Origin of the sequence: Acaryochloris marina S15, assembly GCF_018336915.1 — a bacterium.
GTDB classification, from domain to species: Bacteria; Cyanobacteriota; Cyanobacteriia; order Thermosynechococcales; family Thermosynechococcaceae; genus Acaryochloris; species Acaryochloris marina_A.
On the sequence record NZ_CP064923.1, the window covers coordinates 1,398,205 to 1,409,894 of the forward strand.

Here is an 11,690-nt window from a genome sequence, read left to right on the forward strand (position 1 = left end):
TCACCAATTGCTCAGTGAAGGGCTTTTGCTATGGAAGTTCAACTAGGACTAGAGAGCGACAGGCTCCTGTTCATCCGCAGTCTGGACATGGACTTCAGGATGGACCTTAGCCAGCATCTCCCGGAGACCATCGCCCTCAATCACTTCCTTCTCCAGCAACTGCTCAGAAATCATCTCCAGCAATTCCTTATTTCCCTTCAGGATAGTCAGCGCTTCCTGGTGAGCCGTCTCCACAATGCCCTTAACTTCCTTATCAATCGCCTTGGCCGTCTCATCACTGACAGCACGGCGAGCATTCATCCCCCCACCGAGGAAGTTATTCTGCTGCCCCTTGTCATAAGCTAGAGGACCTAACACCTCACTCATGCCGTAAGACGTCACCATCTGCTCCGCTAGATCCGTCGCTCTTTGTAAATCATTAGAAGCACCCGTCGTGATACTACCGAAGATGACCTCCTCTGCAGCCCGTCCACCTAACAGAGTGGCAATCTGACCGCGCAGCTCAGCCTCATTCAACAAGAACCGATCTTCCGTAGGCACTTGCAACGTGTAACCCAAGGCAGCCATACCGCGAGGAACAATGGAAATCTTCTCCACTTGATCTGAACCGGACATCTTGGCCCCGACAAGGGCATGACCGACCTCGTGGTAAGCCACAATCTTCTTCTCCTTCTCATTGAGCACACGGCTCTTCTTCTCTAGACCAGCCACCACTCGCTCAATCGCTTCAGCAAAGTCTTGAGTCTCCACCACCTTGTTGCCGCGTCGGGCTGCTAGTAGTGCCGCTTCATTCACCAAGTTGGCTAAGTCAGCCCCGGCAAAACCAGGAGTACGAGTGGCCATAGCCTTAAGGTCAACATTGTCACCGAGCTTCACTTTCTTGGCATAGATTTCCAAGATAGCCAGACGACCCGTGAGATCAGGACGGTCTACCAGTACTTGACGGTCAAATCGACCGGGACGCAGTAGTGCTGGGTCTAAAGTCTCAGGACGGTTAGTTGCAGCAAGAACGATAACAGTTGCATCTCCAGCCCCAAACCCATCCATTTCAGTTAGGAGCTGGTTGAGGGTTTGTTCCCGCTCATCATTCCCGCCGACAAAACCATTTCCACCAGACCGAGATTTACCAATGGCATCCAATTCGTCAATAAAGATAATGCAAGGCGCTTTCTTCTTAGCTTGTTCAAACAAGTCCCGGACTCGGGCCGCACCAGTACCAACAAACAGTTCTACAAATTCTGAACCCGAGATACTGAAGAACGCAACCCCAGCTTCACCGGCGACAGCCTTAGCCATCAACGTTTTACCCGTTCCCGGAGGACCCACTAGAAGAACACCCTTGGGAATCTTGGCACCAATATCAGTGAAGCGCTTAGGAGACTGGAGGAACTCGACAATTTCTTCGAGTTCAGCTTTAGATTCTTCTACACCAGCAACATCATCAAAGGTGACCTTATTGTCATCGCCTTCGACATAGACTTTGGCTTTGTTCTTAGTCACAGACAGAGCACCTTGGGGACCACCACCGCCCATGCCACCACGACTAAAGAATTGGAAGATGGCGACGAAGATAACGGGGGGAATCACCCAGCTTAGTAGGGTGGTGAACCAGCGATTGCTTGGAGGAGGCGTGGCTGCGAATTCAACGCCTTTGGATTCGAGGAGCTTGGGGAGTTCTAGGTCAAAGATAGGAGTGGTTTCTAAAAGCTGAGCTTGTTCAGCTACTCCCTCTTTTAGCTTGTAACGAATTAATTTTTGCCCCACAGACACTCGGGCAACCTGCTCATCTCGGACTTGTTCAATGAAGAAGCTATAGGGAACCCGTGGCACTCTAGGACCCATGACATAGGGTAAGGCCAAATTTGCAATTAACAAGATTGCAGGTAGAAATAGCAGCAGACTTGTAATTAGGTTTGGACGGGGACGTTGAGGCTTGTCTTTAATCGGCATGGTTCGCTCCCTAACTTTTGATAAATCGCTTGTTCAGGTGGCTGGAGAAGCTCCCACTTTATTTGAAGACTCTGTACGTTCTAACCATTCAAATACTTGGTTTAGTTGCTTAAGAGAAACAAAGCCAAACTGCCAAAGAATGATGGGAAGTTGACTCGAAAGATGATGTTGCTGGCGAATCGCAAGTGCGATCGCATCAGCTGGGATCAACAGCTCGTCTCGCAAGTATCGAATGAGTTTGGTTTGAGCAGAATAGTTCATGGTTGAGAGTCGTCAAGGGAGTAAGGCGGAGATTGAATCTCTAAGTTTTGAAGGCAACTTTCTTCATCGTATCGATTTCAGTAAAAATCCACCTTGGACAATCGAAATATCAATGTTTTAGGCTGGGCGACATTAAATCAGTTTAGGCAAGGAGACCTAAGCGCTTGCCATTATCACGGGCAAGACGAATCCAGCTTTGGCGCTGAGTCCGTTCAATACCAATTTGATTGCAGAATTTGGTAATGGCTTTTGAATGCAGAGCGATCGCTTTGCCTCTGAGTTTGGTAAATCGAGGGGTACCAACAGCAGTGCGAGTAAGAACAACGATAGGTGCAAACATAGTGGACTCCGTATGTAACGTTATGTTAACCATACTAATTAAAATGTTACGAATTGTCAAGACTGAGTTTGACTTTTAATGAAGTCTCTGAAGTGAAATCTATTTAGCTAAAAAAGAGGCTCCAGTTAAAATAAAGAGAGTTAAATAGCTAATTAAGGATTTTTATAAGATATAAATCGTTTATTTAATAATTTTTGCTTTAATTTCAGCTCTATATTTTTTAGAATACAGTCTAATAAGGTGTACTAATGCTGTTATTCAAGAATTTTTATAACTCAAATTTGTAAAGTATTTTACAAAAAGCACGGTTAATGTAACGTCATTGTGAACTGAATTGGGGTTGGTTTGAATCTATTGCGGTCCCGCTGCTAGCAGAAGAGATTAGCTCACAATCGTAAATTACAGGTTTAGGAGTGCAAACGTTTGCTCTACCCCATCTGTTTGTAGCAGCGTTGAGTGACCTAGCCTCTGAATCATCGAATAAGGCTGGCGAACTGAGAGTGATCCCCCATGAGAAAATTTCCCGTCTAGGCAAAAGCCTATCGGGATTGGGGCTAATACCAATTAGCACCTAAGAGTGTAATTTTGATTATTTGCTAAGCCAACTCAGTCTTGGATTTCACAAGTTTGAGAGTTACACCTTCAGGCACAGCTTGGTATAAGACTGGCGGGAGGTGTTCTCGCGATTAAATAGCCATATATTCTTGCAGCATCACTTTTTGCGATCGCAAAATCTTAAAGGCTTCTCGCTCCACCCGGCGGACCCATTCTCGGCTGACGTTCAGACGTTCTCCCACCTTGGCTAAGGTCAGTGGATTTTGGTCAATCAAGCCGTATCGCAACGTAATCACTTCCCGTTGTTGGGGGCTAAGATCCTGTAACAGCTTCGTTAAATCAGACCGTAGCGAAGAGGCCGTGGCATATTTATCTGGAGATTCATTCGGATCTTCCAGCAATTCCCACAGTTCTGTATTTTGCTGGTCACCAATCTGAATATCTAAGGAAATGGAGCGGCGAGCGTAGCTGAGGTAGTCCTCAATTTTTTTAGGGGGCAGATCCATCTCTGCTGCCAGCTCCGCCACAGTGGGGTCGCGATGTAGTGTTTGAGACAGTTCGCGTCTTACCTTGCGCAGTTTACTGAGCTTTTCATTGATATGAATAGGGAGGCGAATGGTTCGTTCTTGTTCTGCGATCGCACGGGTCATGGCTTGGCGAATCCACCAGTAAGCATAAGTAGAAAAGCGATAGCCTTTCATCGGGTCAAATTTCTCGACACCTCGTTGGAGGCCAATTGTACCCTCTTGAATTAAATCCAAAAATTCAACTTTAGCTTTGTTGTACTTCTTGGCAATCGAGACCACCAGGCGCAAATTAGATTCCACCATTTTGCGATTGGCTTTTCGGCCTAACTTCAGCTCTTTCTGGAGTTGTGAGACCGATATCTCAGCTTTGTCCGCCCATTCTGCCTGTGTGGGTTCTCGATCTAAGTGCTCTTGGAGGCCCTGTTTGAGATCTTGCAAAGTCATAAAACGTTGTACCTGTTTGCCAAAGATGATTTCCTCTTCGTGATTCAACAGAGGAAACCGACCTATCTCTCGTAGATAGGTCGTAATGGAATCTTTGCTAACAGATGAATTGTTCATGTCTACGGAGAGTTGAGATTATTGGATATAAAAGACCCCAGCGTAAAGCTGGGGCTAATAGACAAGGAAGAAGAGAATATTGGGGGTAGCTATATATTTCGCAAGCTACCCAAGCTGACATTTAGAAATTTAGTAAAGCTGCAACTTGACCGACAATCCCTTGACCAGTCATGACTTCAGTCACGATGGCTAGGAAGAAGCCCATCATTGCTAGACGACCACCAAAAGTCTCTGCAAAGTCGGTGAAGCCCCAGATTGGATTTTGTGTACTCATGTCGTTTGACTCCGTAATCGAAATAACCTTATGTAAATAAATGTAACTGCTCTTGTAACGATTTGTCAAGCATTTGTGTAATCTTTTTTCAACCGTTCTCTAGATATGGGTGAAGTAAATACATTGCTCCAGTTTGCATTGCATTTTGTAGATAATAAAAAACCCAGCGCAATGGCTGGGCCTGGATGAGAGTGATAACACTAATAACTAAATATGATTAGAGAACTCATAACCGATTTACGGATAGAATTCTTCATTACGTAATCAAGGTCGCGGTAACCTTAATCTTTACTGCTTGCCCAGCTAAAGTGAGAGGAGAGACAAACACTAGCGGGTGGAAAGAATTTCTTAGAAGCTAAACCAAGCGATGAGCTGGCCCAGAATACCTTGACCTGTCAAGGCTTCAGTGATGATGGCTAGAGTAAAGCCAATCATAGCGAGGCGACCATTCCAGGTTTCGGAAAAGACGCTAAAACCAGAAGAAGGTTGAGTATTCATTGTGATTTAATCTCCTAAATAGTCAGCTTGTAATTCATAAAAGGTCGAGAGCAAAATAGCGGCTTACATCAAGCCCCAGAAATGCAAAACGCCTTTACCTGTGACTAGCTCAATTACGATGGCGGCATAGAAACCAACCATGGCTAAACGGCCACTCCAAGCTTCAGCAAAGGGATTAAATCCGAAGAAATTATTAGAGGTATTCATGTGTGTGGACTCCGTGGAACTCATGTGTGTTGTAACCTTATGTAAATTAATGTAACAGCAACATAAAGAAATGTCAACGAAAATCTCTAGTTTTTAGGGTGCGATCGTCTTCGAGCTGCTGTAATTCTTTACAGGCTTAGTTTTTAGCTGCTTTATGAATGCTTGACTAGCCGTTGTCGATCATTATCAAGCGAGAGATCGAGACAGGCTTTCTCCACACAGATCTAGAAAATGCCTCACCGTGTTCCAAATATCAATCGCTATGGGGCTGTCGGCTAACGAAGCTCAATGGGTCCCCGGTCGAAATAGATGTCGATGTTCAGGATGATACAGCCGTGATCTCGCTTGAGAATGAGTGGCCTGCAATGCTGGACTGATTAAGTAGAGGGTCGTCCGAATCAACTCATGGTCTTCAGTTGCCTTTGCCATCTCAGATAACGGCACAACCCACATTTGTTCATCGGGCCACCCTAAGCGAAAGCCGATGGCTACAGGGGTATCCGGTTCATAATGAGCCAGCAATTTTTGTTGAGCCTGGTCTACATGGCGGGCACTGAGATACAAACAAAGGCTGGCTTTGTGAGCTGCTAAACTGGCAAGCTCTTCTGCTTGCGGAACTTGAGTTCGGCCACTAATACGCGTCAAAATAATCGTCTGTACCAGTTCGGGTACGGTGAGTTCCACCTGCAATTTAGCTGCAGCAAGCTGGAATGCACTAATACCAGGGATAATTTCGAAGGGAATATCTGCTTCTGCCAAAGCCTGTATTTGCTCGTGAACAGCCCCATACAGACAGGGATCGCCTGAGTGGAGTCGAACGACTGAAAGATGCGATCGTACCTTCTCAATCATCATCGGAACGATATCTTCGAGGGTCTTGGTCGCGGTGGGGATCAATTCTGCTCCGTCATGGCATAGACTCAGCATTTCCTTAGGCACCAGAGAATTGGCATAAACCACTACATCTGCCTGTTGGATAATGCGCTGAGCCTTAACGGTGAGTAGCTCAGGATCTCCTGGTCCCGCTCCTACGATATAAACGGCTGGTAATAGGGACTTGCTGGACGTAGGTTGCTCAAGAAGCTCAGGAGAAGGGGGAGTCATAGGATTTCAATTCAACTTAAATATCAATGAAAAAACAGAGCTGCAGTATCCCATTAAGAGGCCTGCTTAGTATCCGGCAAACTACGCTTTAGCAAATACAACCAGCTCAAGCCGAGAAGGCCAATACCAATGCCAATCAAGCTCACGACTTGAGCAATTCTTAAGGGCCCAAGCATTAAACTATCCGTCCGCAATCCCTCAATCCACAGCCGACCCAGGCTATAGGTCACCGCATAGACCAGAAAGAGCGTGCCTTTTTTGGCTTTAGGGAACCTAAAAAACAATGCCAGCAAGATTCCCAGTACCATCAGATTCCATACCGATTCATAGAGGAAGGTGGGGTGAAAGTAGGCTGAATTTCGATAGGCAAGTGGACGGCGTCCTGTTGGAATGAACAGCTTCCAAGGCAGATCAGTGGGATCACCAAAGGCTTCTGAATTAAAGAAATTCCCCCAACGGCCGATGGCTTGCCCCAAGATTAAAGACGGAGCCACCAGGTCCGCTAATTGCCAGAAAGAAACTTTATTCAGACGACTAAAAATCGTGGCCGCCAACATGCCGCCGAGGATGGCGCCATGAATAGCAATTCCCCCGCGCCAAATAGTGGCCACCTGATCCAAATGTTGACTGTAGTACTCCCATTGGAACAGGACATAGTAAAGACGGGCACAAGGGATGGCTCCTATGACCAGCCACATTACCAAATCACTGATGACATCTGGCTTAATCCGACGGTACGTAGCCAAATGCTGCGAGAGTTGTAATCCCAAAACGATCGCAGCTGCAATCAGGACGCCATACCATCGGATTACCACAGAACCAATCCGGAAGATTTCTGGTCCAGGAGAGGTGAAAACGGCCCAATAGGTTGGCGGCAAATTAACGAACATGGTTAATACACAGGCATGGATTCATCAGGAGCTTTAGCCCCAGTGCATAGTATCGCACCCCATGCTTAAGAACCGTCGTATTGATGCGTAGGTTCATATGGAAAAAAAGGAAGGTATGGCATTGGTCCTGCCTGGTTACTCAGCCGATTGCGCTTGCTCCAGTAAAGATTGCCAGCCTGGTTTCCATAACCCTCGATTTTTCAAGGCTTTGGCATTCACCCAAAATCGAACCGTTTCGTCACAAGCAGCAACTAACTCAGCAAAAACCAGAGAACCTTCATTCTTGCGATTGACAACCCGAAAATGTCGCCAACCAAAGGTTGAAGATTGAGCGGTCCATTTGGAGCCAATCAAATGAGGGTGTTTCTGTTTTTTCACAATCAGACGTCACACTTGGTGACAAGTGAATGGAGCGATTAACAATCAATAATTCTAAAGAGTGACTGGAGACGTTAAACCCAGAGCTGCCAGGAGCTGATCAATATTGCAGTGCTGATTGATCATTTCCTGAATACATTCAACTTTAATGCGCTCATGCACTTGGGCACGTTTGAAGGCTTTCTCGACGATTTCAACGGTGGTTAGGGTATCTGAATCAACTAACAACACGGGGATCTCTAGATCTTTAGCCCGGTTCAGTACCAATTCATTGGGGGGGAAATGCCCGGTCAAAATCAAACAATGGGTAGAAGACTCCAAAGCCGCAAGTTGAAGATCGGTGCGATCGCCTCCTGTCACCACAGCCATGTTTCGACCTTTTCGGAAATACTTTAAGGCAGAATTGACATTCATTGCCCCAATGGTTAGCTCTTCCACCATGAGGTTTAAGTAGTCATGACCGCACAGGATGTCAGCTTGGAGCTGTTGAACCAACTCCGATACACTGACGCTGCGCAGTAAAGCGTTACTAGGCAATACCCCTAAAACAGGGATTTGTTTCGTTTCAAGGAAAGATTGCACTGTTGATTGCAATAGTTGTTGTTGTTCAACGCTCACATCGTTGAAAATGACGCCCACCAAACGATTACCAAGGGTGGCCTTCGCATTGAGCACAGCATCAATCATGGCGAGATTGTGAAAGCGGCTCACTAACACGACTTCTGCATCTAGTGCTTGAGCCATTTGAGGTAAAGATACGTCAAATAGATATCCTTCTGAAAGAGAGCCAGGACCTTCTAAAATCACAAGGTCAACATCATCTTTCTTTTCTAACTGATGTAGTTGTTCTACATAGTTAGTCGCATCTCCATCTTCAAGCTGTTGCTGAATATGTTGAGGATGAATAGATAACAGGGTAGGGTAAACCTGCTCTGGCGTGAGCCCGAGGGTTTCAGCAATGAATTTAACATCAATGTCCAGTCCGTCATCGGCCAATCCCTCAGCGTACGTGCCGATAGGTTTAGCGTAGGCCAATCGGTATCCCTTACTGATCAGAGATTGAGCAAGGCCCAGAATGGCAGCTGACTTACCACTGAATGCTTCAATGGAACCAATCAGCAGATGTTTTGACGCCTTTTGCACTCCGAGAACTCCTCATGGATTAGGGGTTAATCATCTAGCTTTAACAGCTTACGATAGAAAGTCTTGGGAAAATCAGCAACTTTAGTGCGTCGGTAGTTGGTAATGACTTCGATTAAAAAACCAATAAATTCGAAATTCGTAATCGTGAGTTCGTAATTTAAGTCCCCGTCATTATCAAACTGGATGCGGCAACGGGTTAGGTCTGCAGGCAATTTAGAAACATTCCATGTCGCCACAAAGGGAATATTGCTTCCCCCTTCGATGCCCCGTTGCCCTTCTAAGTTGTTATTTTGATAAAGCGAGATCGCCAAAGGTAGTAAATCTCTTTTACCGCCTTGGTAATAGGGCAGGTAGACATTGACGTCTCGTGGGGTAGCAGGTTGAATAGCATCTAAAACTTGGGTCATCTAACAACGTCCTCATTGACCGATCAATCAATAAACCTCATGTATGAAGTATGGGCAAGTCCGTGACGAATTTTACTGTTTGACCTGAATTTTTCTGCTTTTCTCCCAAAATGCTTCCCCTTCTTGAGAAGCCAGAAGGTCAAGCACACCAAATATATAAAGATATATATACAGTTTATGGTATACGTGGTGGGTAGAACCAATGGACCTCTGCCGGTAAAGTTGCTTAGCTGGAACAGAAGATTATGGCTCCCCTAGTTGCAAATTACTATCTGACCTACCGCTGTAATGCACGATGTCATTTCTGTGATATCTGGGCATTAGATCCAGGTAAGGAAGCAGATTTCGATACGATCGAGCATAATCTAGAGGATTTAAAGCGCCTGGGAGTCAAATACGTTGACTTTACAGGGGGAGAACCTCTTTTAAGAGCAGATGTTGGCGAAATCTACCAGACTGCCAAGCAGCTTGGTTTTTACACCAGCATGACCACCAACACCATCCTCTATTTAAAAAAAGCCCATGAAGTCAGAGGGCTAGTCGACTTCCTCAATTTCTCACTGGATGGTCCAGATGCAGAAACTCATGATCACTCAAGAGGGGTCAAGATTTTTGACAATTTAGTCGAGTCGGTCAAGTTAGCTCTGGAGCTAGGTGAATATCCAGTTCTTAACCATACGGTGACGGCTCAGAACTACGAGCGAATTCATGAGGTGGCTGAATTAGGTGCGCGCCTGGGTGTCAGAGTATGGCTGAATCCAGCATTCACCGCTTACGCGAACTATAACAATCGGAAAAATCCAACCCCTGCCATTGTCGAAGCGATTGAATCGAGTGGTAGAAAGTACCGAAATCTGGGCTACAACAAAGCAGCTTTAGAGTTCATCCGGGCTGGGGGGAATGATACCCAAAACCCAAGGTGTAAAGCGGTTGATGCAGTGATCGCTATTTCTCCAAATGACGAGTTGCTGCTTCCTTGCTACCATTTCGCTCAAACAGGCGTACCAATAGAAGGCAAACTGTACGATATGTACCGACAATCCGAAATTGTCGAAGAATATCGTCAATCCCAAGGTCAACTGAAGGTATGTGAAGGGTGTACAGTCTGGTGTTATCTCATTCCCAGTTTCTTCCAAGGCGTTGATAAATATTGGGTCCTAAACCAAGTAAGTTATGTCGGAGAATTCCTGGCCAGAAAACGATTCTTGCAACATGTCTAACGTGAAATCTCCTTGGCCAGAAGACTCGGAACTCCCACAGCTTTCTGATGTGGAAATTGATTACCCCGAAGGTGAAGGTCGGCGACGCAAAGCGGCTTTGATGCTCGCCTTAATCTGGAGTTGTACGATTTCTCTGCACCTGTTTTCAGTCGGTTTCTGGGCTGTTTGTTGCCTGACAACCATTATTAGTATGCACTGGCTGCGGATGATTCGGGCGTCTGCACTGCCTACTGTAGAGCCATTAAGTTTAGACAAAGCTGAAACTGAATATCCCTTTGTATCGCTTTTAGTATCGGCAAAAAATGAAGAAGCAGTCTTAGGGGCTCTAGTTAAAACCCTCTGTAAACTAGACTATCCTGCCGAACGGTATGAAGTATGGATTGTCGATGATAACAGTACTGATAAGACACCAGACGTTCTGGCACAATTGTCTGAAGAGTATTCTCAACTCCATGTGCTGCGACGATCGGCAGAAGATGGGGGCGGAAAGTCAGGTGCCTTGAATCAGGTTTTGCCCTTGACCCAAGGCGACATTATTGGGGTTTTTGATGCAGATGCTCAGGTCTCTGCTGATCTACTCTGTCGAGTTTTACCTCTGTTTGATGATCAGCAGATGGGCGCGGTCCAAGTTCGTAAACAGATTGCGAACGCTGATACAAATTTTTGGACCCGAGGTCAGTCCGCTGAAATGGGATTAGACCTGTATCTTCAACAGCAACGGATTGCAGTGGGAGGAGTGGGTGAGCTTCGAGGTAATGGTCAATTTGTCCGTCGCCAAGCGTTGGCCAGTTGTGGCGGTTGGAATGAGGCGACTATTACCGATGATTTGGATTTGACCTTCCGCTTACATCTGAATCATTGGGATATCGGTATTTTGCCTCTGCCTGCTGTGCGAGAGGAAGGGGTGACCCGGGCTGTCGCCCTTTGGCATCAACGGAATCGTTGGGCAGAAGGAGGATATCAACGGTATTTAGATTATTGGCCCTTAATTATTCGTAACCGCTTAGGGCCCCGTAAAACCTTTGATTTAGTCGTGTTTTGGTTTGCTCAGTATGTCCTTCCCACTGCGGCTGTGCCTGACTTGGTGATGGCCACAGCCCGCAATCAGCTTCCTTTGTTAATGCCGATGACCAGTGTGACTATGTTGTTGTCCTTGGTGGGGATGTGGAATGGGTTAGATCGCATTCGTAGAGCTGAACAAGTTGCCCCTTCACCGTTTGTGATGTTCTTACAAACGGTAAGAGGGACTCTATATACTTGCCATTGGTTTTTGGTGATGGCCTGTGTCACGGCCCGGATGTCCATTCGACCAAAACGCTTGAAATGGGTAAAAACCCTTCGTCAGGATGACTACCAGATTTATGTACCTGATTAG

The 11,690-nt window shown here is 46.1% G+C and carries 14 protein-coding genes; 2 read left to right on the forward strand and 12 right to left on the reverse strand.

Annotation, left to right across the window (positions count from 1 at the left end; translation table 11 throughout):
* Positions 1-48: 48 nt before the first annotated feature.
* The 12 genes from ftsH4 to ebsA form a co-directional block, all read right to left on the reverse strand.
* Positions 49-1,950 carry an ATP-dependent zinc metalloprotease FtsH4 gene (gene ftsH4, locus I1H34_RS07185; RefSeq protein WP_212664999.1) on the reverse strand — a complete coding sequence of 634 codons (1,902 nt, stop codon included), beginning with the start codon at positions 1,948-1,950 and terminating at the stop codon, positions 49-51.
* A gap of 33 nt (positions 1,951-1,983) precedes the next feature.
* Positions 1,984-2,211, reverse strand: coding sequence for a DUF2949 domain-containing protein (locus I1H34_RS07190; RefSeq protein ID WP_212665000.1), 228 nt, complete (start codon positions 2,209-2,211; stop codon positions 1,984-1,986).
* 142 nt (positions 2,212-2,353) lie between these two features.
* The gene (gene pgr5 / locus I1H34_RS07195) at positions 2,354-2,551 is read right to left on the reverse strand and encodes a cyclic electron transport protein PGR5 (protein WP_212665001.1); all 198 of its coding nucleotides are present in this window, start codon (positions 2,549-2,551) and stop codon (positions 2,354-2,356) included.
* A gap of 686 nt (positions 2,552-3,237) precedes the next feature.
* Entirely contained in the window at positions 3,238-4,194 is a 957-nt protein-coding gene (locus I1H34_RS07200) for an RNA polymerase sigma factor, RpoD/SigA family (protein ID WP_212665002.1), read from the reverse strand.
* 121 nt (positions 4,195-4,315) lie between these two features.
* Positions 4,316-4,468, reverse strand: a complete 153-nt coding sequence (locus I1H34_RS07205) for a high light inducible protein (protein WP_212665003.1) — start codon at positions 4,466-4,468, stop codon at positions 4,316-4,318.
* A gap of 348 nt (positions 4,469-4,816) precedes the next feature.
* A complete protein-coding gene (locus I1H34_RS07210; RefSeq protein WP_212665004.1) occupies positions 4,817-4,966 on the reverse strand; it encodes a chlorophyll a/b-binding protein in 150 nt (49 codons plus the stop codon).
* Positions 4,967-5,029: 63 nt separating this feature from the next.
* Positions 5,030-5,173 carry a hypothetical protein gene (locus I1H34_RS07215; RefSeq protein WP_010470165.1) on the reverse strand — a complete coding sequence of 48 codons (144 nt, stop codon included), beginning with the start codon at positions 5,171-5,173 and terminating at the stop codon, positions 5,030-5,032.
* A gap of 285 nt (positions 5,174-5,458) precedes the next feature.
* On the reverse strand, positions 5,459-6,277 hold the full coding sequence (gene cobM, locus I1H34_RS07220; protein ID WP_212665005.1) for a precorrin-4 C(11)-methyltransferase: 819 nt from the start codon (positions 6,275-6,277) through the stop codon (positions 5,459-5,461).
* A gap of 53 nt (positions 6,278-6,330) precedes the next feature.
* Positions 6,331-7,167 carry a prolipoprotein diacylglyceryl transferase gene (lgt, locus tag I1H34_RS07225; protein WP_212665006.1) on the reverse strand — a complete coding sequence of 279 codons (837 nt, stop codon included), beginning with the start codon at positions 7,165-7,167 and terminating at the stop codon, positions 6,331-6,333.
* 135 nt (positions 7,168-7,302) lie between these two features.
* On the reverse strand, positions 7,303-7,548 hold the full coding sequence (locus tag I1H34_RS07230) for a TIGR02450 family Trp-rich protein (protein WP_212666178.1): 246 nt from the start codon (positions 7,546-7,548) through the stop codon (positions 7,303-7,305).
* A 51-nt stretch (positions 7,549-7,599) separates the two neighbouring features.
* Positions 7,600-8,688, reverse strand: a complete 1,089-nt coding sequence (locus I1H34_RS07235) for a phosphotransacetylase family protein (RefSeq protein ID WP_212665007.1) — start codon at positions 8,686-8,688, stop codon at positions 7,600-7,602.
* 26 nt (positions 8,689-8,714) lie between these two features.
* Positions 8,715-9,095: a type IV pilus biogenesis protein EbsA gene (gene ebsA / locus I1H34_RS07240; protein WP_212665008.1), complete on the reverse strand. Its 381-nt coding sequence runs from the start codon at positions 9,093-9,095 to the stop codon at positions 8,715-8,717.
* A 245-nt stretch (positions 9,096-9,340) separates the two neighbouring features.
* Between ebsA and I1H34_RS07245 the strand changes: the two genes are divergently transcribed.
* Both I1H34_RS07245 and I1H34_RS07250 read left to right on the forward strand, forming a co-directional pair.
* Positions 9,341-10,315, forward strand: coding sequence for a radical SAM protein (locus I1H34_RS07245; protein WP_212665009.1), 975 nt, complete (start codon positions 9,341-9,343; stop codon positions 10,313-10,315).
* Positions 10,308-11,690 (forward strand): glycosyltransferase family 2 protein, encoded by a 1,383-nt coding sequence (locus I1H34_RS07250; protein WP_212665010.1) that lies wholly within the window; start codon positions 10,308-10,310, stop codon positions 11,688-11,690. Before I1H34_RS07245 ends, I1H34_RS07250 begins: the two co-directional genes overlap by 8 nt.

Excerpts from the sequence above, each read along its gene's own strand:
- ftsH4 (WP_212664999.1), bottom strand. The coding sequence starts at position 1,950 with ATGCCGATTAAAGACAAGCCTCAACGTCCCCGTCCAAACCTAATTACA.
- I1H34_RS07190 (WP_212665000.1), bottom strand. The coding sequence starts at position 2,211 with ATGAACTATTCTGCTCAAACCAAACTCATTCGATACTTGCGAGACGAG.
- pgr5 (WP_212665001.1), bottom strand. The coding sequence starts at position 2,551 with ATGTTTGCACCTATCGTTGTTCTTACTCGCACTGCTGTTGGTACCCCT.
- I1H34_RS07200 (WP_212665002.1), bottom strand. The coding sequence starts at position 4,194 with ATGAACAATTCATCTGTTAGCAAAGATTCCATTACGACCTATCTACGA.
- I1H34_RS07205 (WP_212665003.1), bottom strand. The coding sequence starts at position 4,468 with ATGAGTACACAAAATCCAATCTGGGGCTTCACCGACTTTGCAGAGACT.
- I1H34_RS07210 (WP_212665004.1), bottom strand. The coding sequence starts at position 4,966 with ATGAATACTCAACCTTCTTCTGGTTTTAGCGTCTTTTCCGAAACCTGG.
- I1H34_RS07215 (WP_010470165.1), bottom strand. The coding sequence starts at position 5,173 with ATGAATACCTCTAATAATTTCTTCGGATTTAATCCCTTTGCTGAAGCT.
- cobM (WP_212665005.1), bottom strand. The coding sequence starts at position 6,277 with ATGACTCCCCCTTCTCCTGAGCTTCTTGAGCAACCTACGTCCAGCAAG.
- lgt (WP_212665006.1), bottom strand. The coding sequence starts at position 7,167 with ATGTTCGTTAATTTGCCGCCAACCTATTGGGCCGTTTTCACCTCTCCT.
- ebsA (WP_212665008.1), bottom strand. The coding sequence starts at position 9,095 with ATGACCCAAGTTTTAGATGCTATTCAACCTGCTACCCCACGAGACGTC.
- I1H34_RS07245 (WP_212665009.1), top strand. The coding sequence starts at position 9,341 with ATGGCTCCCCTAGTTGCAAATTACTATCTGACCTACCGCTGTAATGCA.
- I1H34_RS07250 (WP_212665010.1), top strand. The coding sequence starts at position 10,308 with ATGTCTAACGTGAAATCTCCTTGGCCAGAAGACTCGGAACTCCCACAG.